Consider the following 25,511-nt stretch of genomic DNA (forward strand, 5'->3'; position numbering starts at 1 on the left):
TTTGCTCCCCTCTAAGTAGACGAGTTTGAAAAAATATCTACTTGGAGGGGAGCGTCCGATTAATGTCGATTCCGCCCTATATCCCGCTGCGCGTCCGGGTAATCGACGCTGATCCCATAGGTTTAGTTATCGTTATACTGAGCATTAACATAGACGAAAACCTTTTCCTGACTATAATCTTCGTCTGTATGTCCCTTCACCTTCCACTCGGCTGTATAACCTTCGGGAACCTCCGTTTTACTGAACTCGGTTCCATCCTGGTTTTCCTTCGTTTCTTCATTCGATTGGCTGCCATCCCCTAGGATATCCAGATTAAGGTCATAATTTTTCCCTTTCGGGGAAATCATGGAGACCGTAATGGTTCCGTGGAAGCCTTTTGGAGGACTCCAAGATCCGCTCAGCTCTTGTCCCGGGGACGAAATGTACCCATAATATAACGAATACTCATTATGGGACCCGCCGTTAACATTAGATTTGGAATCGGAAAGCTGGAACGAGTCCGTATGGTTCAGATGAACCTGAACAGGCACATCGACAAGCACATCACGTTCTGACGTTGTTCCGTTACCCAGTTGACCATACTCATTCTCTCCCCATGCCCACAGGGTCCCATCGCTTTTGAGAGCAAGAGTATGGTCATATCCGGTAGCGATGGAGACGATCGAACCGAGACCCTGTACCTGAACCGGAGGGGCTGCGTTTTCGTCGCCTAATTGTTGGTGATATCCCCATTCCCAGACGGTTCCGTCTTCTTTGAGGGCTACGTTATGATTATATGCAGTAGCGATGGCGGCTACTGAATTGAGATTATGCACCTGAAACGGCGGATCTGCTACGTATCCCATTGATCCGTCCGATTCTTGTGCTCCCCCCCATTCCCAGACGGTCCCGTCGTTCTCGAGTGCCAGACATTGATCTATCCCAGCAACGACGGCGCTCACCGATTTGAGGTTAGGTACTTGAGTAAGACTCATCGGTTCATATAAATTACCAGTGCCAATCTGTCCTGAACCATTGAGTCCCCACGCCCAGACGGTTCCGTCCTTTTTAAGTGCCAAACTAAATTGATCGCCCGCAGCGACCGCGACTACCGAATCGAGATAATGGCCTACCGAATCTTGCTCGATCATTTTAACGGGGGTATGACGGTCGATATCAGTCCAGTCGCCAAGTTGGCTTCCGTCGTTGCTGCCCCATGCCCAAACGGTTCCATCGCTTTTGAGAGCCAAATTAAAAAAACTGCCCGCAGCGATGGCGACTACCGAATCGAGACCCTGTACTTGTACGGGTGTATCCCGGTCTATCGTACTCCCATCACCGAGTTGGCCATAGTAATTGTACCCCCATGCCCAGACAGTCCCATCGCTCTTGAGGGCCAAACTATGCCAATTACCTGCAGCTACATCGACCACATCTGTAAGATTCTTGACCTGAACGGGAGTGACACGGTTTTCCTTCGTTCCATCGCCAAGCTGGCCGTACCAATTATTTCCCCAAGTCCATACGGTACCGTCACTTTGAAGAGCGATAGAATGAAATTCTCCTCCATCAACCTTTTTTATTGATTTTCCTGCCGCTCCTCCATCAACCTGTGGGACCGATTTATCCGCTGCAGCCGCTATATTCGATACAAAAACAAGACAAAAAAACAGACAGAAGATGACCGTAATCCGTAATCGTCGTAATCTCACAATCAGTTCCCTCCCTAAACCTATTTTTGTGCTAAAGAATGATAATACCGACTGACACCAAATTTCCTTAACCCTAAATCTGAATATTCCATTTAAATTATACTATTGGAGTTTAATTCCAATCAATAACCATTAAGAATAGTTTCATGGTAGCCATTGGTAGTATGTGATTTTTTTCGCAGTGACTGATAAGTTGAATGATTTAAAATGAACCGTGTGCATTTGAGTTTCCCTTCTTTGCACAAGTTCTTTATTTCATTTTGGACAACCGGCAGCGTGCGCTATATCGGTATCGTCATCCGCTAACAGAGTGAAATAGCCGCGTGAAACCCGTGGCGGCAGCATCGACTTTAGCTCAAAGTTTCATTGGAATCGGTTGTATCATAAGCATCCCCAAGAGATTCAAAATCTTCCTCCAGCCAATACCACCGTTTGCCGTTATTTTTGACCAATCGTATTAGCAGCTCAGTAAAAGATTTGGCTATTACAGGGCATTCCCCAACGACACCATGCCGATCCCAGTAGCTGTCGTAGCATTTCCCTAATCGCTCTGGATATAAATCAATGGAAATATAGTCGCCATTTCCATCATTCCCGATTATAAACCAATGTGAAGTTATATCATTCTCAATTTGTTCTCCGACGATGACTGGATTGGATAAAACAAACTCACACGGAGAGACAATATGACAGTCCATCACGCCACACTTCCCCTGTCGCATCGATTTAATTAATGAATAAGTTCCTCAAAGTCTTGAGCTAAACCCTTTGCACGATTGAGTTCTTGTCTCTTTTAGCTTAGAAAATCGCAAGCTATCGCTTAAAGACTTTCCATTGCATTGCTGAATTGCTTCATAAGAAGCGGATTGTTTTTGTCGTTGGACCAGTAAATTACAATGACGTTTTTCTTTTTGCTCACGTTAGGATGCAAGTTACGAAATATGATCGGAGTGGACGACCCATCGGATTCGTCAAAATGTATCCGTTCTTGTTCCGAACGGAACACATATACAAATACAAACTCGCAATACGCCATATCAGCGGTTGGAAGTGTTAATTCAAACGGCTCTGGATTTACACCATTCATGACGAGCTGAGAAGAAGCAAGTTGTTCTGCTGCGGCTAAGGTTATTTGCGCGACCTCCAAACCTTGTTTTTCGAGAGATTTCCATACGTCATCAGCAGTAATGGTACTACTGTGTCCGCAAGCCACTAAAAAAATGAAAACGGTTATAAATGTACCCAAACAAAAAATACGGCTCTTCATTGCTTTGTTCTCCCTTAAGGCAAATTGTTTAGGACACCGATACCCTTCTTAAGTTCAAACGCAATTCAGACCACATTTGTTACGTTGACCAGCTCTACAGTTAAGCGAAAAATGGAGCAGACTGCTCCGAGGCGGATTGCCCCTCTATTATCTTCGTCAGCGTTATCCGAAAAGTTCAGGAGACGTGTCTCCGCCTTGTTCAAGGAATTTTACCTGGGTTGGCGGGGCGGAAAGGGATTAGCGGTGGGAATACTTTGTCAACCTACCGGATGCGTCGGACAGAGGGCAAGTAGAGAAATTGGCCAGGTTGACCGATGCAAACGGATACGGTAAGTTCGTACTAGACGGAAAGCACACGTATTCGTCGTAGCCCGATGTATGCCGAACAGGATATCTTCTGCCGATACCTTAGGGAGGTTGCTAATTTCGAAAGCGGATATTGATCATCCAGGATAGACTTTCACCTATATTTTTTTCTCATGAAACCTTTGAGTCCTGAAGGAAATTGCTTGTTTTTCTAGAAAATTAAGCTTAGTACTTAATGAAGGGAACCATATAAATGCACTTTCATTCAGACTTAATCCTCAATGCATTTATTATTTTGCTGCCATTGATTTTTTATCGCCTCGTATATAAATATAAGAATCCTGTCTTCGTTTTTTTATTATTTCTTGTCCCTTTAATCATCACGATGACCTTTCCGGTAGAAGTGTTTAATTCCGTTTTAGATTTGAGGGGAATTCCGCTTATTATTGGCTCCCTGTATGGCGGCATTTATAGCTCCTTTCTTTTATTTGGAAGCCTTCTCGCATATCGACAAATTTTGGGCGGAATAGATCTAATCCATTACATGATTGCTCTACTACCAACGCTTGTACTGATTTTATTCATTATAAAGAAATTTGCGAAGGCCAATTCCAAAAAGAAGATGCTTACTGTCTTTGGTATATGCCTTTTTTTACGAACTACTGTCGTAAATCTTTATTATCTGTTGGAGGGGGATGCAAATTACTTTACTGATTCCTTCGTTGCCAGTCTTCCCATAATTTTAGTTCAATGTATTATGGCGACTATATTAGTTTTTATGATCGAAACAATTCGTAATAATATTCAGATCCAAGAAGAGATTATAAAAACAGAAAAAATGAAAGTTGTGAGCGAGATCGCTGCATCCGTCGCGCATGAAGTTCGAAACCCATTGACTACAGTCAGAGGCTTTATCCAATTGCTGTCTGACCCAACCTTAACTGATCGTAAACGCAAAGAATTCTCCTGCATTACCTTGGAAGAGCTAGATCGGGCCGAGTCCATTATTTCCGACTATTTATCGTTAGCCAAACCCCAAAATGAAAAGCTTGAACCTATTTTATTGGGGAAGGCATTAGTAAAGGCGTCTCAAATTTTGAGTTCCTATGCAAATTTGCATAACGTCGAGATTATAATCAACTATGATTTGCCTGCTACGGTAATCGGCAACAAGTCAAAATTCAGGCAAGCTATTATTAATATAGGGAAGAATGCAATTGAGGCTATGCCTGATGGGGGGAAACTATCCCTGAAATATGTGACGGATGATCATTCCCGTAGTGTAACATTAACTATTTGCGATACTGGAGTAGGAATGAATTCGGAACAAATTAACCGACTGGGGTCACCTTATTATTCAACGAAAGATAAAGGTACTGGTTTAGGGACAATGGTTATTTTCAACATAATACGCGGAATGAATGGGCATATAGAGGTTCAAAGCAAGAAGGGGGAAGGTACAACATATTTAATCAGATTGCCATTACATAATTAATTGAAAATAATTTACAGGGGGACTCCTGATTTTCGGCCAATTCCAGCTGATTCCGCACCACATAAAGAACTTAAAGAATTTAATGTAACACTGCCGTTAATCAAGGAGCTGCCGCACCCGCGGCACCCCCAATTCTTAAACTCTAGCACCAGCGAAACATGTCTTCTGATGCTGAGAATATCATCTTAAGTTTATCGCCACTCAACGATGTCATCGAGAAGCTGTCTTGTTTGCGGACGTTTGGGACCCTTTTGACGATATCCGAAAGCGACCATACAGGCTACACCGAAATCGTCGCCGTTAATGATACCCTCTTTTTGTAAAATAGCGGTCACCTGCTTTTTATCAAAACCTTCGATCGGAGAGGAATCAATACCGATTTGAGCCGCGGCTGTCATCATGTTACCCAATGCGATATAGGTTTGTCGGATTGACCATTCAAATATGAGACGGTCATTATTTTCGAGCTCTGTTTCGACGAAGGATTTGTAGAAATCGTACCAATCTTGCACAACTTCTTCAGGCATATGATGAATGTCTTTCCACATTTTTTTCACGTGAACCGAGTCTGGGCGTAAGCCTTCTTCTCTTCTGGCTAATAGAACTACAAAATGGCTGGCAGTGGGCAATTGTCCCTCGGCACCGCCGGATACAGGTTTTAATTTTTCGCGAAGAGCTGCGTCCTGGATCACGACGAATTTCCAAGGCTCGAAGCCAAATGAACTGGGAGACAATCGTCCGATCTCCAAAATAAAGTGAAAATCTTCATCCGAAATCTTTTTGTCGGTATCAAACGTCTTGCAAGCATGTCTAAACTGGAAAGCTTTTAAAATCTCTTGTTTTTTATTGTCCGTTCCTACCATGTGGAATCAACCTTCCTTTTATTTTGCTCTCTTTGTTAACCGATCAGGCAAGCTTGCCCCGCGTCCGGTGCATTACCAGGTCGAGGCAAGCTTGACGGCCTGGTCCATTGCTGTCCGGACGATCTCTTTCGCGTGCTCCGGTTGAAAATCATGGCCTTCCACGTACAGCGCTTGTACGTCGCGAATCCCGACGATGCCGAGCACCTGGCGCAGATAGGGATGGCTGTGATCCATGGCCGCTGTCGGCCCTGAAGAGTAAATCCCGCCGCTCGACTGGATGTGCAGCGCTTTTTTGTCGTGCAGCAGGCCGACTGGCCCGCGTTCCGAGTAATAGAACGTCTTGCCGACAACGACAAAGGCGTCGATGAACTCCTTGAGCCGAGGGGGAATGCCCCAATTCCACATGGGGGAGACGAACACGTATTTATCGGCGCGCATCACCATTTCGGTAATGTCGTTGAGGGCTTTAATTTTCTGCCGTTCAATGGGACTCAGCTCGGAGAAGTCCAGGCGTTCTTTTCTCAATTTCTCCCATGCCCGTACGACATCGCCGTCAACCGTCTGGAACGATTCTTGGTACAAATCGAATACGCGTACGTCGTCATCCGGATGAGCTTCCTGATAGGTATGAAGAAAGGCCTGTCCGACCTGCAGGCCGACCGAATGGTCCGGCGGCTTGGGGGTAGCGGTAATATACAATAATTGCGTCATGCTGCTGCCTCCTGGGTTTGTAATGGGACGAGCGGTAATGGCCGAGTGCGTCATCGAGAAGAAGAAAGAAAAAATTTCTCGTGAGCACCACGCGAAAGCCATTTTCGGCCTCTTACGGGTTTTGGATTCAAGCCGTACTCGCGCTGCTCACAATTGAATGACGCCAAAATCGTTACAGCTTTTTGAGCTCCCGCAAAATTTCCTCCGGGCTTTGACGCTGCATGAAATTCGGATTGACATAGGAGGAGCGAATAATGGCGTTCTCATCGATCATGAATGTAGCCGGAACCGGCAATATCCATTTCGACGTATTGTTGTACTCCGCAAGATCAACTCCGCTGCCTTCCATGAGTTCCCTTACTGCCGGCGGAACATCGAAGAGCAGATTGTACTTGGCCGTTACCAAGCCGTTCGGATCGCTAAGGACTTGAAATTCCAATCCTTCTTTTTCCTGAAGAGATAAGGTATTGTCCGGCTTTTGCGGGCTAATCGCGATAAGCTGCGCTCCGATCGCCTGGATTTCCGGCAATATCTGCTGGTACGCCCTTAATTGCATATTGCAAAAAGGACACCATCCGCCGCGATAGAAGACCAGCACAACCGGTCCTTTCGCGAGCTCTTCATATAAAATGACATCCCGGCCCAGTGCGTTTGTTAATTGAAAGTCCACCGCTTTCTCGCCTGGCTGCTTCCCGGAAGCGATTCCCGATTTCTGAAGCTCCTCAATCATCTGACCGATCTTGGCCTGCGCTTCAATCGGTGCATTAGCCTTAAACTGCTGCGTGGCTGCTTCCAGCTGTTCGGTTAAATTTGGGTTGCTCATCTTTTTGAAACCTCCAATATCGATTTGATAGCTTGAGTATAATTCGAAAAAAATCGAAGTTATGTAATGTAGTTTACAGCTCTCCACTTTTTATTTTTGAAAATGTGTGAAACGGCAGAACGATTTTAAATGGGAATAAATGGTTGGTTTCTTGATTACAAACAAATGATCGGGAGTGGCAGGCATGGCGCAGCAAGAAATAATGGCGCTTTCACCTATCATAAGACACTCGCAATCGCCTTGATCCCCTCTAAAATGTTGTTTTCTTCCACATTGCCAAATCCCATAATAAGTCGATCTTCGTACCTTCCTTTAACAATGGTGTATCTCTCTGCTGGATATACTTTTATATGAAGCTCCTCAAGTTGATCGACTGCTCGGGTGTCGCATATGCTTCCGGCCATTTCTGCAACCAAATGCAGGCCTGCGGCATCCCCGGATATTTTCACTCTGCTGCCGAAAATGTTAGACAAACCGGCGATAAGGCATTTTCGTCTTTTGCTGTAAATACGCTTCATACGGGCGATGTGGTGTTCCAGATGGCGTTCGGTCATAAATCTCGCCAAAGTGATTTGCGGCAGGATCGGACTGTTCATATCTGTCAGCTTCTTTAAACGAAGAAGCGGAGTAAGCAGCTCATGCGGAACGACCATATAACCAATACGCAACGCAGGAAACAAGTTTTTACTGAACGTCCCGACATAGACGATACGTTCCGAGTCGAGCTCTCGTAAGGCAGGTACCGGCATTCCTGTATAACGGAATTCGCTGTCGTAATCATCTTCGATAATATAACATCCGGTTTGTCGGGCGTAATCGATAAGCTGAATGCGCCGGCCAATGGAAAGAATACTGCCTAAAGGAAATTGATGTGAAGGAGTGACGAACACGCATTTGGGGTGACGATGAGCCGATATATCGTCAACGCGCAGGCCATGCTCATCTACGGGAACCGGTATAAGATCGGCACCTGTCGATTCAAAAATATGTTGAATGAAGGTGGCGCTAGGATCTTCAATGACTGCTGGATCCCCCGGTTTCAATAAAAGCCGGGCCAACAAGGCTATGGCTTGAGTCGCTCCGGCGGTTATGATCACCTGTGAAGGCAAACACCGTATCCCTTTAGCATGCAGCAAAAGCCGACAAATATTCTCGCGAAGCTGCCAATGGCCTGCTGGATCGTCGTCATAGCCAAATTCTGCCGAATGAGTATTTGCATATGCGGCAATGGCGGTTTCTTTCCATTTCTTGAAAGGGATGTGCTCCAAAGACGGAAAACTTGGACGAAAATCAATGCCTTGGAAGCGAGCCGGCGGTTCCGCAGCGTTCCCTTCACCGGAAAAATCGATTTCTTGGAGCTGAGAAGAGAATTGACTTTTACTTATGCCCAAATCAACGACAAAGCTGCCAGAGCCTTGACGGCCCTCCAGGTACCCTTCGGCGATTAGCTGTTGAAACACGTCCACGATGAGTGCCCGCGATACTCCAAATTCGTTTGCCAAATCCCGCGTCGATGGGAGCTTAGCACCGGGTGCATAGACACCTTGAAAGATCTGTTCGCGCAGCAAGGAATAGATTTGTTTGGTTTTCGATTCCATTTCAGCAGGCAACGTGTGTCGGGGCATAAAGCAAGCCTCCTCTTTTTCAAACAAGTGGTATGCTTAATTCTTATTAAAAGTGGACCTTATTGAATCCAATTTTACATGTTAAAATGGATAATTGCCAATAAAGTTTCAGATGGCAGATGAAACCGATGAACCTTCGAGCCTTATTTATTATGGACCTGTGAACGGAAGCTCTAAACCATGAAGCAGCTCACAGCCTCAGCGAATACAGTCGTAGGCGGCTCAACTTGCATCCGATTGCCGCCTCTTTATTTGGAGGGCCAATATTCTATGAACAAGCTATGGTATTTATCGCAAATCAGCATTTTTGAAGAAATGTCACCGGAAGAGATGAGAGAGATCGATCAGCTCGATACCATCCATCACTTCAATCGGATCACAAAAAACACATTGGTCCAAACTCCGGAGTCCGCGCGCGAGGGACTTTATTTCGTCAAAGAGGGCAAGCTGAGACTCTATAAACTGAATGACAGCGGAAAACAATTCACGCTTGGCATTCTCACGAGAGGTAATATATTCGGAGAGTTGGATTCATTCTCGTTCGGCACCAAAGAGGTTTATATTGAAACGCTGGAACCGACATTTCTTTGCACCATGTTCGAGCCTCAGTTCGAACGGCTGATGCTCAATCAGCCCCGGCTTGCACTCAAATTTCTAAAAGCACTTAGCGACCGGTTAAATGAGCGGGAGGAACAATTGGAGCAGCTTGCGCTGCATGGTCTTAGGAAACGCTTGCTCCATCTCCTTTCCACACTGAGCGAAAAATTCGGCGTCATTCAAGATGGATATGCGCTGATCGATCTGCCACTTTCGCATCAAGAGATTGCCAATATGCTCGGTGCCAGCCGTGAAGCGGTTAGCGGCGTGATGAGCGAGCTTGCCAAGGAAGGCGTCGTGAAGACATCACGCCTGTCTGTTCAACTTGCTGTTACCGTACTTGAAAAAAATATTTCTCGATAATCTGCACCTCGATACTGAAGATGCTTCCGACGGTTAGACTAACGGCATGGACGATACGAGTCAATTACGAAGGAGATGAGCCCGTTTGCAAAATCATTTGATCGAATACTGTCTAAGCAAAAATGGAGCGATTAAGGATTATCCCTTGGGACCCCTTCAAGATCCGCTCGCGATAAAAATTGCAGGCAAAATATTCGCTCTTATTTATGAGGAAAAAGGGTACTTAGTCCTAAAATGCGACCCCGTGATTGCGGAAAATTTGCGAGAGCAGCATGAGGACGTTCGACCGGGGTATCATATGAACAAACAGCACTGGAATACGATTATGCTCGAGGGTTCTTTGCCGGAGTCGGCTATCTTTGAAATGATCGACCACTCTTACGATTTGATTGTTAAAAGCCTTCCTAAGAGCACTCGGGAGTCTGTTTAGTTTTACAATTTTCCCACGAATAAAGCGATCGTTTCCGAAAGGAAATGATCGCTTCCTCTTCAGCGTCAGATGAAATCCGAAAACCGATAATGACAGCTCCCTTGGCTCATTCTTCAGAAAAATAATCGACTTTCCCGTACGTTGAAGATGGTCACGGATTTTATATTGTTTCCTTTAAGCCCTGCTGTTGAGCGACGGGAGCGCTAATCAGTGATAGCCGTTTCCGTTTTATTGCAATCAATAACATACTCGCAATTGTCATGAGTCCCCCGAGTATCTGCGACATCTCTAAAGCATGCCCCAAAATAACCGAGATAATTGCTGTGAAGACAGGAATCAGATTCATCGTTATACCGGACTTGCCCGCACCCAGTATCTTAACTCCTTGATTCCAAAAGATAAACGAACCGACCGAAGGGAACACCCCCATGTAAACAACCCCTGCGATCCCCAAAGAAGTGATTTTATCGGGGTGAATCGGCTGGAAAAATAAAAAAGGAATCATCAGAACAGCACCGACCAGAGCAATCATCGCAACCAACGTCACAGACGGAATGCCTTTTGCTTTTTTTAAAAGCAATGAATAAGCAGCCCAACATAAGACGGCCAATAGCATAATCGCATCGCCCTCGTTATACTGAGTACGAAACAACTGCAGCAGATTGCCTTTCGTCAACACGGTCAGAACACCAATAAAAGAGATGATTAATCCAACGAACTGAACGGCACTTACTTTTTCTCTCAGGAAAATCAACGAAAAGAGCATAATCAAGCCAGGCGCAAGGGTTGTAAAAAGAGCGTTGTTCGTCGCAGATGTAAACTTCAATGAAGCATACGAGAGATAGGTGTAGAGCACAATGGATAAAGCAGCTAACAGAATGATTAACATCCAGTTCTTCTTCCATATTTGATTCCATGAAGGCTTTTCAATAAATTGGGCAATGGGAATAAGAAGAATCAGTCCGACGACCCACCTTAGAAAGACAGTCCATTCAGCAGGCAATTCTGCTACAATCAATTTTCCAAAAATAATATTACCGGCCCAAAATAGATTAGCTCCGATCAGAAATGTCCATGCCTTATATTTCACCATATTTTCACCTTCACTTCCGTCTTTTGCAGATTGACTTGTCGGTATTACACGTCGAATCGATTCGGGTTAGCTTCATCACATATTTCCGGGATTCGGCCGAAGTCTGCGCAATCTCCTTATAAAATGGGGTATAATGGCATTAAAGAATGAGACTGTCGTTAGACAGCCTCGAGGTTCAGCTTATTATTTAAAAACTTTTATACGTTCTTGTAACGGATTAAATTTCTTTTCACCTGCTGCGGCAGATGGTTTGCCGAACGGCATTTGCGCAATCAGTTTCCAGCTTTCCGGCAGCTTCCATTCTGCTTTCACCCGTTCATCAATTAACGGATTATAATGCTGCAGGTTTACACCCAGCCCCTCAGCCTCCAGCGCCATCCAGATCACCAATTGGTGCATGCCATTTGTTTGCTGCGACCAGATCGGGAAGTGCTCTTGGTAGGATGGGAATTTTTTCATAAAATCCTCCACAATTGACTGATCTTCAAAGAAAAGCACTGTACCGTATCCGTTCCGAAATCCATTCATTTTTTCCTGAGTAGAAGAAAATTGTTCGGCAGGAACGACTGCTTTGAGAACCTCGGTCGTAATATCCCATAACTTGTTATGTTGTTTACCTAAGAGCAGAACAACGCGGGTAGTTTGATTGTTAAACGCCGATGGTGTATGTTTAACGGTTTCCTCGATGATTTCTTGGATACGTTGATCTGAAATCGGTGATTCTTTGCTAATTCCATAAATGGAGCGTCGATCGCGAAGTGCGGTGAATAAATCTTTTTTTAAGGTTTCCATGGTACCTCTCCTTATCATTTTTTTTGATTTCATCGACTGAATCCTGATTGACGTAAATCCCTTATGCCTTACGGGCGAACACGGATGATCGTCTTTCCCTTGACCCGCTCGGTCGAGTTGAAGGCGGCGACGGCATCGTCGAAGGTGGCGATTTTACCGATATTCGTCCGCAGCCGTCCGTCACGAACCCGCTGAGCGATCTCACTCAGTTGGGCGCGATCGGACACGACGAGGAAGTCGACCGCCAGGCCATCGACCGGCCGCGCCTCGGGCGGTCCGGCGATGGTCACCAGCATTCCTCCGGGTCGAACCAGACCTGCGGATCGCTTCCCTATGTCACCACCGAAGACATCGAAAACGAGATCGACGCCGCTGACGTCTTCCAGCGTGTCATTCTCAAGGTCGACGAACTCCTGCGCGCCGAAGTCAAGCGCCGTCTGACGGTGAGAAGCGCGCCCGGTGCCGATGACGTATGCGCCGGCCTGACGTGCGAGCTGTGCCGCCATCGACCCGACTGCTCCAGCCGCACCGTGCACGAGGACGCTCTGCCCCGCCCGGAGGCGGCCGTGCTCGAACAGACCTTGCCAGGCGGTCAGCCCCGACATTGCGACGCCAGCGCCAACCGTGAAATCGACATCGCTCGGTAGCGGCGCGAGGTTGCGTGCCTCGACGACTACATACTCCGCGAGGGTGCCGTCGCGAGTCCAGTCCGTGAGACCGAACACCCGCTGTCCCACCGACAGGCCGGTTGTGCCATAGCTGAGGGCGGTGACCACTCCGGCCACCTCGTGACCGGGGATCGACGGTGTCCTGTCACGCCCAAAGCGATCGGTCCAGGTCGAGGGCCACGTCAGCTCATCCCAGGTGAATCCCGACGCATGAACCTGAACAATCACATCGCCGTAGCTCGCGCCCGGGAGGCTGGCGAGCCTCGCCGCGTCCGGCTCCGGCCGCTCCACCAGCTTCATCCCGGCCTTTCCGGCTGCCTTGTCCGTTACGACAATTGCTTTCATTTGGACACCTCCTTTTATTTGACCCACTTCACAACATCATCAAACGGAAGGCGTATTCTCGGTCCCGGCTCTTTTTTGCGATAACCGAAAGCAATCATGACCGAGATCGTAAAATGTCCGTCCTCCAGCAGCCCTTCCTCGTCCAACAACCGGTTCATTTTCTCAATATCAAAGCCTTCGACCGGACAGGAGTCAATGCCCATTAGCGCCGCAGACGTCATCATGTTCGCAAGCGCAATATACGTCTGCTTGATGCCCCAGTCGGTAAGAAAGCGTTCATGCTCCAGGAGCTTGAAATCATTTCTCTGGAACTCTTCATAGATTTCAAGATGCCTTGCCAAACGTTCCCTCGGAACGGCTTTGGACTGCTGTTCTATCTGGTAGGCGGAGTCGTATCGCATATCCTGCGAGGTCCGGGACAGAATAATAACGAAATGACTGGCTTCCGGCAGTTTGCTGGCCGCTCCATACGAAATTTTTTTGATTTTGCTTAGAAGCTGTTCGTTTTGAATAACTAAAAATCTCCACGGCTCCGAGCTAAACGAGCTGGGCGAGAGCCGGCCCGTTTCCAAAATAAAATCAAAGTCGTCGTCGGAGATGGTTTTGCTTGGATCAAATTCTTTCGTTGCATGCCGAAAATGATGAGCTTTCAAAATTTCTTCCTTGGTTATGGTCATGATCTATTCTCTCCTTCTTAACTAACGATTAGTCTGCTTATCAAATGACGCCAAAATCGTTACAGCTTTTTGAGCTCCCGCAAAATTTCCTCCGTGCTTTGACGCTGCATGAAATTCGGATTGACATAAGAGGAGCGAATAATGGCGCTCTCATCGATCATGAATGTAGCCGGAACCGGCAATATCCATTTCGACGTATTGTTGTACTCCGCAAGATCAACTCCGCTGCCTTCCATGAGTTTCCTTACTGCCGGCGGAACATCGAAGAGCAGATTGTACTTGGCCGTTACCAAACCGTTCGGATCGCTAAGGACTTGAAATTCCAGTCCTTCCTTTTCCTGAAGAGATAAGGTATTGTCCGGCTTTTGCGGGCTAATCGCGATAAGCTGCGCTCCGATCGCCCGGATTTCCGGCAATATCTGCTGGTAAGCCCTTAATTGCATATTGCAAAAAGGGCACCATCCGCCGCGATAGAAGACCAGCACAACCGGTCCTTTCGCGAGCTCTTCAAATAAAATAACATCCCGGCCCAGAGCGTTTGTTAATTGAAAGTCCACCGCCTTCTCGCCTGGCTGCTTCCCGGAAGCGATCCCCGATTTCTGAAGTTCCTCAATCATCTGACCGATCTTGATCTGCGCTTCAATCGGTGCATTGGCCTTAAACTGCTGTGCGGCCGCTTCCAGCTGTTCGGTTAAATTTGGGCTGCTCATGGTTATGAAACCTCCAATATCGATTTGATAGCTTGAGTATAATTCGAAAAAAATTGGAGTTCTGTAATGTAGATGACAGATGCCGATTCGACCGGCGCGTTAATCTGTAGACTAACCCGTCAAGAACCATTAAGTGATCAGTTTTTACTTTGACCTGGATGACAGGGGAATATTCGCTCAATAAATAAAAGTAAGAATTCAAACGTGAAGGAGAATAGGAATGAAGATACTCGTTTTAGGAGGAACAGCGTTTTTCGGTCGCCGCTTAGTCCATTTATTGCTCGCGGAAGGTCATGATGTGACCATTGCAACAAGAGGGCAGACACCGGATGATTTTGGCGACGCCGTGACCCGAATAAAGGTGGATCGGACGAATCGGGATGCCATGAAGGAAGCGTTCGGCAATTGTTATTATGATGTCATCTACGATCAAATTTGCTTTAATCCTCAAGACGCCAAAACCGCCGTGGAGGCGTTTGGCGATCGCGTTAAGCGATATATTTTAACCTCAAGCATGGCGGTTTATTATAGTAAAGATACCGAAATCACCGAAGACGATTTCATGCCGGAACAATACGGTTATGATTTAAACGCTCAGAAATATGACTATGGCGAGGGAAAACGCCAAGCCGAAGCCTTTTTCTTCCGGAATGCGGCATTTCCCGTCGTTGCGGTTCGCGCAGCCATGGTCGTATCGGGAACCGACGATTATACAGGCCGTTTTGATTACTATGTGAGTCATGTTGCTGAGCATAAATCTATCGGCGTGTTGGAATCCGAACACCCGATTTCTTATGTGACAGCGTGGGATGCGGCCGAATTCCTTCATTTTTTTGGAGCCAAATCCGATTTTGTTGGACCAATCAATGCGGCGAACAGCGGTTACTTAAGCATCCAAGAGCTCTGTTATGAGATAGGGGACTGCTTGAATACGACCCCGCTGTTTCATATAGGCCGACATGAAGAACAAACTTTATCGCCCTACGCCATGTTTCCTTATACTTGGAAGATATTGAATGCCAGAGCAGCATCTTTAGGATTTGAATTCACGCCCATTCAAAATTCGATTTCGCTTATGGTCCAGGACAATGTTTCTAAACGGAAAAGAAGCTTAAAGGATGAACTTGATGCATTTCAGGCTCAAAACCATATGTCGCCAGATGCCGCGGCGACATTTGCCAGATTGCTTCAGAACCTTCGAGATCAAGGTGCAGGCAAAGGACTGAATATCGGAGATAAGGCTCCCGACTTTACCCTGGAGGATGCCACGGGCAAACCCGTCACATTATCCGAAGAACTAGCCAAGGGCCCCGTCATTCTCGTGTTCTATCGGGGTGAATGGTGTCCGTACTGCAATTTGCAACTGAAGGCCTATGAGCGCATCATGAATGAGATTAAAGCTGCCGGTGCTCAATTGATTGCCATTAGCCCGCAAACACCGGATCATTCGCTTTCCATGAAAGAAAAACATGAACTGAGCTTCTTCGTCCTTAGCGATGCGAACAACAAAACAGCGGAAAACTATAATCTTAAATACAAGCTGCCTGACTTTATGCAAGCCATCCAGAAAAATTCCGGCATTGATTTACATCAATATAACGGCGACCCTACATTTGAGCTTCCTGTCACAGCCACATATATTATTGATAAAAAAGGAACCGTCGTAGCCGGTGCTTTAGACGTAAACCATAGAACGCGGATGGAACCGTCCGAAGCCTTAAAAAAAGTCCGTTCGCTGCAATAATGGGATTGCAACGAACGCCTATGACTTTGCCAATAAGGTTTGGGAGGCCCGATATATACGATGAACAAGCTCTGGTATTTATCGCAAATCAGCATTTTTGAAGAAATGTCGCAAGAAGAAATTAGAGAGATCGAACAGCTGGATACCATCCGTCATTTCAATCGGATCACAAAAAACACATTGGTCCAAACCCCAGAGTCCGCGCGCGAGGGACTTTATTTCGTCAAAGAGGGCAAGCTGAGACTCTATAAACTGAACGACAGCGGAAAACAAATGACGCTTGGCATTCTCACGAGAGGAAATATATTCGGAGGGTTAGATTCATTCTCGCTCGATACCAAAGGGGTTTATATTGAAACGATGGAATCGTCGCTTATTTGCACCCTATCCGAGCCTCAGTTCGAACGGCTAATGATCAATCGGCCTCAGCTCGCGCTCAAATTTCTTAAAGCATTCAGCGACCGGTTAAAGGAGCAAGAGGAATTGGAGCAGCTTGCGCTTCATGGTCTTAGGAAACGCTTGCTCCATCTCCTTTCCACACTGAGCGCAAAATTCGGCGTCATTCAAGACGGATATGTGCTGATCCATCTGCCTCTTTCGCATCAAGAGATTGCCAATATGCTCGGTGCCAGCCGCGAAGCGGTCAGTGGCGTGATGAACGAGCTTGCCAAGGAAGGCGTCGTGAAGCCATCACGCCTGTCTGTTCGACTTGCTGTTACCGTACTTGAGCAAAATCATTCTCGAAGCCTTACGCATGGTAATGGATGTGCTCTGATCTCTACTCCAACCGATATTGAATGACGAGGATGAGCTGCGGCAGGGCAAGGCGATTGCGGACGCAGCCGAAACCGCCGGCGGCTTAACGCTCATAACGGCGAAAATTGCGAAAGGAGCTGCCGCGGCAGCTCCTTTTGTTGTATATATGGGATTGATCTTACTGTGAACGTACATCGTCGAAATTCCGTAGAAGGCGCTGCTCCAGCTCTTTTTCGTTCGTTGTTAGTTCTTGCATGATCGGAATACTCATATCGGTATTGGGGTTGTACTTAAGGCCCCAATGCATGATGGCAAATATGACCGGAATCAGGTCAAGTGCTTTTTGAGTTGGCCGATACATCGTTTGTGCCCGATTTGACTCGCCTTCAATTTTGACGAGCAAGCCTGCTTCAACTAGTGATTGGAGCCGTGCGCTCAAAATATTGGTTGCGATGCGCTCACGTGAAGCGAGGAATTCGCGGTAATACCGCTTGTTATGGATAAGGACGTCACGAAGGACGACGAGGCTCCATGGATCGCCCCATATATCGAGCGCATATACAATTGGACAAACGGTAGATGTTCGCTTTTTCATGATCATGATTATACGATCTGTGCTTGCATTTTGCAAGTTTTATTGTGGTCGTTCTAAACAGGTTACCCTCTCTGTCGTGATCAGGCTGCGTCTAATGCTATTCCTGCCAGGTCACTGGTTTATCGAGGATGACGCCATCCGTCTGCACCCATTGTCGGAGACTGCCCGCTTGGACTTGAATTGCGATGAAATACAAATCGCCAGTACCGTTATTGCGTATTCATTCGTAAACTTCCTTTCGGTTTAAGTTTAGTACCGGCACACGAAGAATTAAACTAAACGTTAAACTATAAGGCCGGCAGGGATTTGGCTGTTTCGAGGATGTCAACCGGCATTTCATTTAGGTACACAGTGAAAAAAGAGTCCATGGTAATATGGATAAAACACTATGTACGTGGAGGGGATTTTTTCTATGCCACCAAAGAAGGGACAGAAGTTTTTACGTTGCGAACCGCAAGAAAGTACGCCGGCTCATGCGTGAACTCGGTATACGGTCTGTGATTCGTAAGAAGCGTCCGAATGCCGGGCGTAACCGTCTGTGGTATTTGCCAATGAACTCAAACGAGAGTTCCAGGCAGATGCCCCGTTCACCAAGCTAGTCACCGATATTACCTATGTTCGTATCCGCCACGATTTCGTCTACCTGTCGACGATTATGGAGCTGTATAACAACGAGATTGTCGCTTGGAAGCTTTCCGAACGGAATGATCTGCAGCTTGTTCTCGATACCGTGAAGAAGCTTGGTTTCCGTAATGAGACGATTCTTCATTCCGACCAAGGATTCCAGTACACACATAAATCCTACGCAAACCAACTGCAAGCCCAAAGTCTGAAAGGCAGCCACTCCAGACGTGGAAGCTGCTTTGACAACGCCTGCATGGAGTCATTCTTCTCTCACTTGAAAGCGGAACAACTGTATCTGCGAAAACCCAACGACATGTCGACGGCTAAACGTCTTATTGCTGATTACGTTACCTATTACAACCAAGAACGTTTCCAGAAAAAACTCGGCGACCGCTCTCCGGTTGAGTACCGGGTAGCAGCCGCCGCATAATTGTTGCTCTTTTCTTATTGTCTACTTGACGGGGGTATAACCATTCCTCCTTATTCTTATTTTATTTATTATTTTCTTCGTGATAAAGCAGCCAAACCGTAAAAAATACCGCCAAGAAAAAAATACCCATCTATTGCCCGGCTTGACCATAGCGTATACGTTGATATATGTTCATCGCCAAATATTTGCTCATACGTCATTCCAGTGATCCCGTTTGGCAGAATGCCAGTTGACCGAAAAAAATCGTCGACCATGCCTGCTCCTCCGCGCAGAATCAATACCGTGCATCCCATCCAACAAGCCATAAATAAAATCCGGCGAGGAATATAACGCCCCCAAGCTTGAACCATCGCAATGGGAACGATCGTGCCGACAGCAAACATCATGATGACAATATAAAAATAAATCCATGCTGATAAACTTGTGGGAAGCGGAGGAAGCGGGCTAGATGCGTTACCAAGACCGAAACGCCCGCCTAAGGCCCAATAAATATGGAATAAAAGAAATACAATCACCCAAACAAAAGACGCATAACCGGGCCAAGTTCTTTTTGACCACACGGAAGACTTTTCAGCCTCCCATTTTCCGTAGAGCATTTGTTAACAACTCCTCATTTTCATTTCCGCGTGCTGCACAGAAAAAGTCGGGTTGTTGTTTCTATACCTGTGTCAATTTATCCGGATTGACAACAAAGTAGAGATCCGCGATGCGGCCGTCCAGAACTTTAAAGGAAAGAACCGACCACGTTTTCCCTTCCAGATCGATGACGATTCCGGGTTGCCCGCTAACCAAGGCAAACCGGTAGGTGAAGCTTTGGGGGAAATTTTTCAAGAAGCCCGCCACGCTGCGGGAAATTCGGATGTGCCCCAGAAGGGGCTGCGTCAGGACGTTTACTTTGCCGCCGCCATCCATGAAGAGTACCGCATCCGTTGAAAGGAATTTCATGATTTGTGCCGCGTCGCCCGAAGCAAGCGCACGCATGAATTGCTCCACCAAGCCGGCGGCCTGCTCGCGGTCAAACCGGCCCAAAGGTTTTGGCACATGGTTTACGCGAAGACTGCGTTTCGCGCGATGAAAGATTTGCCGGCAATTCGCAGGGCTTTTGCCCACGATGTCGGCGATTTCCTCGTAATCGTACTGCATCGCTTCGCGCAGCAGGAACACGACCCGCTCCACATGCGATACTTGCTGCAGCAGCAGCAAGTAAGCGGTCGAGACCGATTCCTTCTGCAAGTATGCCTGCATCGGATCGGTGTCATCGCCCGCCATGGTCACGAACGGCTCGGGCAGCCAGGTCCCGACGTAAACTTCCCGCTGCCTCTTCGCGGAACGAAGCCGTTCGAGACAGCGGTTCATGACGATTTTGCACAGGTAGGCTTTCAAATGGTGAATGTGGTCGGAACCCGATTTATGCAAGGTTAAAAAGGTCTCCTGGACCATATCTTCCGCATCCTGGACGCTGCCCAGCATACGGTAAGCAAGGGAGAACAATAGCGGTTTATATAAAGCATAAACCTGCTCCGTTTCCATGTTTTCCAAGATGACAGCCCCCGCTTTCTTCCTGTCGCTCACACCAATAAGACTTTTTGCACGGTTTTACGGACGCCATCCATGTCCATTACCGCGCGATGGGCCGCACGCCTCCCGCTTGCCGCGGCGGCATCGGCCAAATTTTCGCCATGGGTCGCCCACTCTCCCGCCACGTAAAGCCCTGCGATTTCGGGTACGGCCGGACCCGGGAACCGGTCTTCCCTGCCGAGGTGCATAAAGTCGTAGGCGACCGTAATATTGGGGAGATACTGCCGGGCAACGACTTCCTTCCGCCAGCCCGGTTGAATCAAGTCCAGCATCCGTTCGAGGAAGCGTTCGTCTGCCATCGGATCCGATCCCCCTGAGCCATTGCTTTTCGTGAGGTTCACCACCGAAGTGCCGTCTTCGCTTAGCCGGGTAAATTTCGACTGATTGATGAAATACACGGGCTGATCCAGACCCAGAACAGCGAAATGGTCGGGGGCCGGAAGCCGTTTCAACGAAAGCGTCAAACTGGCCGCCTCAATAACACGCGCCTGTTCCTTCCAGTTAGCAATCGAACGGCTGACCCCGTCGCCCAGGAGCCGGAAGGTTACCGCAGGCGGGGTGGCGGCAATCACATGCGTGACGTCCATCTCCTGCCCGTCCGCAAACTTCAGTTGACGAACGGCCCCGTCATGCTTGATTCCCGTTACATTTTTCCCCGTGATCATGGTGACGCCGGACCGAACCGCTTTTTCATAGAGCTGATCCACCAAGGTTTGCCAGCCGTCCTGAATGTAGACAATGCTGTTCTTTTTGGTCGTGCGTGCAACCGAACGCAGGGCGGGGCCGGCCAATTGGTGATCGATCGCTGGCGCGTACGAATTTGTCCGTAACATCGCATAAATGATATGACGCGTCATCGGATCGTTAAATTCCTGTTCGGCCCAGCTCCGCAGGCTGATCGCCGGCACGGAATCGGCATCGAATCGGGTCAAGGTTTTAAAAAACTTGATAAATTCCATTTTACCGGACCAGCTCAGGTTTCGGGAGAGAATAAATTTGAACATGTGGGTGACTTTATTATTCCATAAAAACGAAACGTTTGTTCCGGGAGATCCGCCCTCCATTCGGATCCCTAAATCTTGAAAGATGCCATACAATGCGCCGCCCTTGATGATGGCATGCGAGCCGATATCGAAGATCGCCCCGTTCTTCTTGACCGATATCGCCCGACCGCCCAGCTGGCCCGCCTTTTCAAAAAGGACAACCGACTTGCCTGCCCGGGCCAAATCAATGGCTGCCACCAAGCCTGAAATGCCTCCGCCAATGATAGCTGCATCAAAAGTTCTCATCCGCCAGACCTACCTTCACTGATTAGTCTACTCATAACCTAAGATGGAGGAGGCTGCGGATCTGTGACAGGATTTTTGAAAATTGGCTTCATGGCGAAAAATGACTTATTGGTGCTTTACCTCGAAACGTTCGATCCCCGGCTGCCACTACAAAAAAAGGTCAACCTGAAAGAACTGGTGACCTCATAATACGATTTCGGGAAGGACTAGGCCTTCCCGTACGGGATAAGTAAGGTATCAGATGGCGGCTAAAACATCATTTCGAGTAAGTAGAGTCAGTAACGGTTATACTGCCAGCTGCATCCGATTTTTGGAAGTCTACCTTCACCGTTAAATGCTCGCTATCAGTACCGTTCTTGATGAATTTAACGACCCCGCCAAAAGCTTCCGATATGAAGCGGAGACTGACGTACATTATACCATTATCAATAAAAGGGCCAGCGTAGAGCTGCACATCTTTACCGTTAACTGTCGCCGTATTCGAATTAGCGGTCAGCGTCACGGTTGTATCGCCATTTTTAGCAGTAACGGTTTTCGTCTTATTATCAAACGTGGCTTCCATTTTGAGCGCTTCGAAAAACTCTCGATAAGGGACCATTGTCGTGTTAGTTGAATCAAGGGTTGCCCCTATCTCTTGTATTACACCATTGATAATTAGGGCCGGCTCCCTATGTTGCGATACCGAACTCGCTAACGCGGTTTGTGCACTGATGAAAAAGAGACAAGCGAATAGAGCAATGGTGAGACGATAAAACTTCATTTTCATTAATACTCACTCCCACTATAAATTTAAAGCTTAAATAAAAGTAAAAAGCGATATCTCCTCATTTTGGGAGATATCGCTTTATTTTGTTTACGAGGCATCACAAGTAATGGTCGCGGGCGGGATGCCACTCTGGATCGTGACGACATCTTCAACCATCCGCAGCGGGCTGACATCTTCCGAAAACAGTTTGGGGACCCGTACGCGAAAAGAAAAATCGGCTAGTATATTCCCTAATCAGAATATTTCCGTTCTGGTATATTGGTTTAGAGGAATATATTTCCAAGTTTGGATGGATTTCAGGGTGGATCAAGAGGTAACGAACTACATTGCAAATTTGCCAAAATGGCAGGCGGACATCAGTTCGACGCTTAGAGACATGGTACATGAGACGATTCCGGAAGTCCAGGAGCGAATTCAGTACAAGAAGCCGCATTTTCTAAAATGGCCACTATGCCGCCGTCATTTCCCCGTCCAAAGATGCCCTTGCGTTTATGATCATGAATGCGAACGGCATCGAATTTCCGAAGGGGTTTGAGGGGCCGGCCGAACGGAAGTGGATCAAATTACGGGAGGGTGACACGCCGGACCTTGCCATGCTATCCGGACTTCTGAAGAAAGCCTCCGGCACGTTGCAGTGAATGGGTTATCGAGATGGATATCAATGATTACAACAACCTTAAATCCACTTGCGGAACCCAACCAATTACCTTACACATTGTAAAATTTCTGGGATGACACTGAATTAGGAGGAATTTGAATGGGCTGATCATTCAAACATGTTGTATATGGGGATTGAAGAACAAAAAAAGTACTTGCCAATACTTATCAGAAAGCCGATGGCAAGCACAATGTTTATACGATATAGCATCTAAGCGGTCAAGTTACGATACATATAAGTATTATTGATTGTCACCTGCTGATCTTCAAGTTGCTTTATTTCATTTACAGCTACCTTAAATGAATTTTTCAATTGATCCAGATGCTTATTAAGATTGCTGACTAGCCTTTCCGATTAAGAAAGGTATCCGCTCGCATGCGGATTGATTAGGTCTCCATTTGTTCAAACCTTAACGATCTCGACACCGTACGGCGCCACCCGCAGAACAGAGCCTGCCTTGCCGCCGGTTAGGATACTGTCGTATTCGCGTCCAATATTCACTTCTTTATCTTCCCTCGTAAAATTGAAGATAAACAGATACGCTGCGCCTTCCTTCGACCGGCACGACACCTGCACGCCTTCGGGCAATCCGGCTAACCGCCCAATTCCGAGCTCATCCGCCAAGCTGCCGAACAGATGAATAAAGTAAGCTTCTTCCGGATTCGTGCCGATGTAACAGACGGTCCCCCGTCCGTACCGGTTGAGTGTAACGGCAGGCTTGCCGGCAAAATAGTCATCGGCATACCAAGCGATCGGCTCCGCCGTAACCGGCGACAAAATATCGGCCCACTGAAGCGCTTCATAGCTCGAACCGCCCGCACACGTCATACGGTGCATGTCACCGCCGATCGGATCGTATTCCTCCACCGTAACGCCCGCGCATTCGGCAAGTGGCCCCGGAAGCGGCTCCATTCGGCACACGTTGTTCAAATTTTTAACGCCGGTCCGGTTCATCAGGACGAGTGTGCCGCCGTCAGCAGCGAACTGCGCTAGCCTGGAGGCGGTATCCCAGTCGAGTAAATACAGGGATGGCGTGATGACGAGCTTATAACCGTCCAGCGGTTCCGTCCAATTGATGACATCGACGCCGATGCCGAGCTTGGTCAGCGCTTTGTGGTATGTTTTCACATTCTCGAAATAGTTCATGCCGCTGGCCTGCGGCTGGATGTCGAGCGCGATATGCTGCTCATGCGAGAACAAAATCGCCGTTTCGTTCCGCACCGTAGTCCCCTCCAGCAGCGGCGCCAGCCGGTTCACCTCGTCCGCAAGCTGCCTGAATTCGCGGAAACGCCGTCCCGGAACGTTGCTGTGATCGATCAGCCCGTGCCAGAACTGCTCGGCGCCGGTTAACGCGCTCCGCCAGCGGAAATGAACGACCGCATCGGCTCCGCGCGAGATGCTTTGCCAGCTTGCCGCTCGGATATACCCCGGGTAAGGCATCCGCCACATCGGGAACCAGCAGCCCGGCGATCCGCTCAGCTGCTCCATGATCCAGAAATTTTTTCGTTTCACGCCGCGGGCGAGATCAAGCGACAGTGCCCCGCTGTACGGGCTTGTCTCCGTTTTATCAGGACTCGTATGCGGGTAATAATCGAACGAAGCGAAATCGAGCGTTTCGCACAGCTTATAATAATCGAGATAGGACGGATAACTCCACAAATTATGCGTCACCCAGCGGTCTGGACATTTTTCCCGCAGGATGTCGACTTGCATTTGCTGGAACGCCACGGCCGAATCGGTCTGAAACCGGTTATAATCGAGCAAATAGGAAGGATTCAGATGCTTCGAGCCGCCGAGCGGCGTCGTCACCTCCGACCATTGGCCGAATTCGCCGCTCCAAACGACCGTCCCCCATTCCCGGTTGAGCGTTTCGAGCGATTCGTACTTACGCTGCAGCCACGCTCTGAACTTGTCGTTGCAGCTTGGACAATGGCAGGCGATCAGGCTGAATTCGTTGTCGGTTTGCCAGCCGATCACCGACGGATTGTGCGCATACCGGGAAGCCAGCTTGTCCACGATCACCGCGGCATAGCGGTTCAAGGACGGGCTGTTGTAGCAGCGATGTCCGCGCACGCCCGGATATTGCGGGTGAAGCTGCGAATCGAGCGGCAGAACGTCGGGATAACGCCGGGCAAGCCAGTTCGGCGGCGCCGCGGTCGGCGTCCCGAGCACGACACCGATCCCGTGCCGGCCGAATAGTTCGACCGCCTCGTCCAGCCAGCCGAATTCGAAGCGGCCCTCCTCTGGCTCCAACCGGCTCCACGAAAATTCCGCCAACCGGACGACCGTTACGCCCGCTTCTCGCATCAGCATTGCGTCCGGCTCCCACAGCGAGCGGTCCCATTGTTCCGGATAATAATCGACTCCTATACGCGGCATATCGGTATTCCTCCGTCGTTAATATCAAATAACACTATTATAATGAAGTGCGAGCGGGAAAACTACGGTCTCCTTTGACTTGTAATAACATAATTTTGACCTGTCAAAGAACGGACCAGCATAGGCTCTCCAACTTCAGCTCGACCATCGACTTAATGACGCCGCTTGCTTGGTCCAAGCGGGGCGATTGGATTAGTGGGGGGATGATGAAAACGATTCATGACGTCTGACATAAA

23 protein-coding genes and 3 pseudogenes are annotated in these 25,511 nt (G+C 47.9%); 8 read left to right on the forward strand and 18 right to left on the reverse strand.

The window, feature by feature from the left end:
- Positions 1 to 122 precede the first annotated feature (122 nt).
- The 3 genes and pseudogenes from PD282_RS20850 to PD282_RS20860 form a co-directional block, all read right to left on the reverse strand.
- Entirely contained in the window at positions 123 to 1,691 is a 1,569-nt protein-coding gene (locus tag PD282_RS20850) for an RCC1 domain-containing protein (RefSeq protein ID WP_274652828.1), read from the reverse strand.
- 350 nt (positions 1,692 to 2,041) lie between these two features.
- Positions 2,042 to 2,380, reverse strand: a pseudogene (locus PD282_RS20855) (SMI1/KNR4 family protein); the annotation flags it as partial.
- 131 nt (positions 2,381 to 2,511) lie between these two features.
- Positions 2,512 to 2,958, reverse strand: coding sequence for a hypothetical protein (locus PD282_RS20860; RefSeq protein ID WP_274652830.1), 447 nt, complete (start codon positions 2,956 to 2,958; stop codon positions 2,512 to 2,514).
- Between the two features lie 559 nt (positions 2,959 to 3,517).
- On the opposite strand from PD282_RS20860, the gene PD282_RS20865 reads away from it, so the two are divergent.
- Positions 3,518 to 4,759 carry an ATP-binding protein gene (locus PD282_RS20865; RefSeq protein WP_274652831.1) on the forward strand — a complete coding sequence of 414 codons (1,242 nt, stop codon included), beginning with the start codon at positions 3,518 to 3,520 and terminating at the stop codon, positions 4,757 to 4,759.
- A 191-nt stretch (positions 4,760 to 4,950) separates the two neighbouring features.
- Here PD282_RS20865 and PD282_RS20870 read toward each other — a convergent pair whose 3' ends face one another.
- From PD282_RS20870 to pdxR, 4 genes are all read right to left on the reverse strand, one after another.
- Entirely contained in the window at positions 4,951 to 5,622 is a 672-nt protein-coding gene (locus PD282_RS20870; protein WP_274652833.1) for an NAD(P)H-dependent oxidoreductase, read from the reverse strand.
- A 72-nt stretch (positions 5,623 to 5,694) separates the two neighbouring features.
- Positions 5,695 to 6,333, reverse strand: a complete 639-nt coding sequence (locus tag PD282_RS20875; protein WP_274652835.1) for an FMN-dependent NADH-azoreductase — start codon at positions 6,331 to 6,333, stop codon at positions 5,695 to 5,697.
- Between the two features lie 172 nt (positions 6,334 to 6,505).
- Positions 6,506 to 7,243 (reverse strand): peroxiredoxin-like family protein, encoded by a 738-nt coding sequence (locus PD282_RS20880; RefSeq protein ID WP_274652837.1) that lies wholly within the window; start codon positions 7,241 to 7,243, stop codon positions 6,506 to 6,508.
- Between the two features lie 131 nt (positions 7,244 to 7,374).
- Complete coding sequence (gene pdxR / locus PD282_RS20885; RefSeq protein WP_274652838.1) at positions 7,375 to 8,781, reverse strand: MocR-like pyridoxine biosynthesis transcription factor PdxR; 1,407 nt, start codon at positions 8,779 to 8,781, stop codon at positions 7,375 to 7,377.
- A 270-nt stretch (positions 8,782 to 9,051) separates the two neighbouring features.
- On the opposite strand from pdxR, the gene PD282_RS20890 reads away from it, so the two are divergent.
- Both PD282_RS20890 and PD282_RS20895 read left to right on the forward strand, forming a co-directional pair.
- Positions 9,052 to 9,741, forward strand: coding sequence for a Crp/Fnr family transcriptional regulator (locus tag PD282_RS20890; protein WP_274652840.1), 690 nt, complete (start codon positions 9,052 to 9,054; stop codon positions 9,739 to 9,741).
- An 85-nt stretch (positions 9,742 to 9,826) separates the two neighbouring features.
- Positions 9,827 to 10,171 (forward strand): MmcQ/YjbR family DNA-binding protein, encoded by a 345-nt coding sequence (locus PD282_RS20895; RefSeq protein WP_274652841.1) that lies wholly within the window; start codon positions 9,827 to 9,829, stop codon positions 10,169 to 10,171.
- A gap of 160 nt (positions 10,172 to 10,331) precedes the next feature.
- Here the strand turns inward: PD282_RS20895 and PD282_RS20900 are convergent, their stop codons facing one another.
- From PD282_RS20900 to PD282_RS20920, 5 genes are all read right to left on the reverse strand, one after another.
- A complete protein-coding gene (locus PD282_RS20900) occupies positions 10,332 to 11,264 on the reverse strand; it encodes a DMT family transporter (protein ID WP_274652843.1) in 933 nt (310 codons plus the stop codon).
- 183 nt (positions 11,265 to 11,447) lie between these two features.
- Positions 11,448 to 12,056, reverse strand: a complete 609-nt coding sequence (locus PD282_RS20905; protein ID WP_274652844.1) for a nitroreductase family protein — start codon at positions 12,054 to 12,056, stop codon at positions 11,448 to 11,450.
- 68 nt (positions 12,057 to 12,124) lie between these two features.
- Positions 12,125 to 13,069 (reverse strand): NADP-dependent oxidoreductase, encoded by a 945-nt coding sequence (locus PD282_RS20910; RefSeq protein ID WP_274652846.1) that lies wholly within the window; start codon positions 13,067 to 13,069, stop codon positions 12,125 to 12,127.
- Between the two features lie 14 nt (positions 13,070 to 13,083).
- Positions 13,084 to 13,746, reverse strand: a complete 663-nt coding sequence (locus tag PD282_RS20915) for an NAD(P)H-dependent oxidoreductase (protein WP_274652848.1) — start codon at positions 13,744 to 13,746, stop codon at positions 13,084 to 13,086.
- A 59-nt stretch (positions 13,747 to 13,805) separates the two neighbouring features.
- Positions 13,806 to 14,456: a peroxiredoxin-like family protein gene (locus tag PD282_RS20920; protein WP_274652850.1), complete on the reverse strand. Its 651-nt coding sequence runs from the start codon at positions 14,454 to 14,456 to the stop codon at positions 13,806 to 13,808.
- 220 nt (positions 14,457 to 14,676) lie between these two features.
- Here PD282_RS20920 and PD282_RS20925 point away from each other — a divergent pair, with 220 nt between their 5' ends.
- Together PD282_RS20925 and PD282_RS20930 are read left to right on the forward strand one after the other, a co-directional pair.
- Complete coding sequence (locus PD282_RS20925) at positions 14,677 to 16,200, forward strand: redoxin domain-containing protein (protein ID WP_274652852.1); 1,524 nt, start codon at positions 14,677 to 14,679, stop codon at positions 16,198 to 16,200.
- Between the two features lie 60 nt (positions 16,201 to 16,260).
- Positions 16,261 to 17,001 (forward strand): Crp/Fnr family transcriptional regulator, encoded by a 741-nt coding sequence (locus PD282_RS20930; RefSeq protein ID WP_274652854.1) that lies wholly within the window; start codon positions 16,261 to 16,263, stop codon positions 16,999 to 17,001.
- Positions 17,002 to 17,134: 133 nt separating this feature from the next.
- On the opposite strand, the gene PD282_RS20935 is transcribed toward PD282_RS20930, so the two are convergent.
- Positions 17,135 to 17,557, reverse strand: coding sequence for a winged helix-turn-helix transcriptional regulator (locus tag PD282_RS20935; RefSeq protein WP_274652856.1), 423 nt, complete (start codon positions 17,555 to 17,557; stop codon positions 17,135 to 17,137).
- A gap of 425 nt (positions 17,558 to 17,982) precedes the next feature.
- Between PD282_RS20935 and PD282_RS20940 the strand changes: the two are divergent.
- Positions 17,983 to 18,605 (forward strand): annotated as a pseudogene (locus PD282_RS20940) (IS3 family transposase); the annotation flags it as partial.
- A 68-nt stretch (positions 18,606 to 18,673) separates the two neighbouring features.
- Here PD282_RS20940 and PD282_RS20945 read toward each other — a convergent pair.
- The 3 genes from PD282_RS20945 to PD282_RS20955 form a co-directional block, all read right to left on the reverse strand.
- Entirely contained in the window at positions 18,674 to 19,201 is a 528-nt protein-coding gene (locus tag PD282_RS20945) for a DUF3995 domain-containing protein (protein WP_274652858.1), read from the reverse strand.
- A 61-nt stretch (positions 19,202 to 19,262) separates the two neighbouring features.
- The gene (locus PD282_RS20950) at positions 19,263 to 20,135 is read right to left on the reverse strand and encodes an RNA polymerase sigma-70 factor (RefSeq protein WP_274655397.1); all 873 of its coding nucleotides are present in this window, start codon (positions 20,133 to 20,135) and stop codon (positions 19,263 to 19,265) included.
- 38 nt (positions 20,136 to 20,173) lie between these two features.
- The gene (locus PD282_RS20955) at positions 20,174 to 21,472 is read right to left on the reverse strand and encodes a phytoene desaturase family protein (protein WP_274652859.1); all 1,299 of its coding nucleotides are present in this window, start codon (positions 21,470 to 21,472) and stop codon (positions 20,174 to 20,176) included.
- A 63-nt stretch (positions 21,473 to 21,535) separates the two neighbouring features.
- On the opposite strand from PD282_RS20955, the gene PD282_RS20960 reads away from it, so the two are divergent.
- A complete protein-coding gene (locus PD282_RS20960) occupies positions 21,536 to 21,661 on the forward strand; it encodes a hypothetical protein (protein WP_274652861.1) in 126 nt (41 codons plus the stop codon).
- Positions 21,662 to 21,728: 67 nt separating this feature from the next.
- Here PD282_RS20960 and PD282_RS20965 read toward each other — a convergent pair whose 3' ends face one another.
- Positions 21,729 to 22,238 carry a copper amine oxidase N-terminal domain-containing protein gene (locus PD282_RS20965; RefSeq protein WP_274652863.1) on the reverse strand — a complete coding sequence of 170 codons (510 nt, stop codon included), beginning with the start codon at positions 22,236 to 22,238 and terminating at the stop codon, positions 21,729 to 21,731.
- 301 nt (positions 22,239 to 22,539) lie between these two features.
- Here PD282_RS20965 and PD282_RS20970 point away from each other — a divergent pair.
- Positions 22,540 to 22,876 (forward strand): annotated as a pseudogene (locus tag PD282_RS20970) (DUF1801 domain-containing protein).
- 422 nt (positions 22,877 to 23,298) lie between these two features.
- Here PD282_RS20970 and PD282_RS20975 read toward each other — a convergent pair.
- Positions 23,299 to 25,275, reverse strand: coding sequence for a beta-galactosidase (locus PD282_RS20975; protein WP_274652865.1), 1,977 nt, complete (start codon positions 25,273 to 25,275; stop codon positions 23,299 to 23,301).
- Positions 25,276 to 25,511: the final 236 nt, after the last annotated feature.

The organism is Paenibacillus humicola (assembly GCF_028826105.1).
GTDB classification, from domain to species: domain Bacteria; phylum Bacillota; class Bacilli; order Paenibacillales; family Paenibacillaceae; genus Paenibacillus_Z; species Paenibacillus_Z humicola.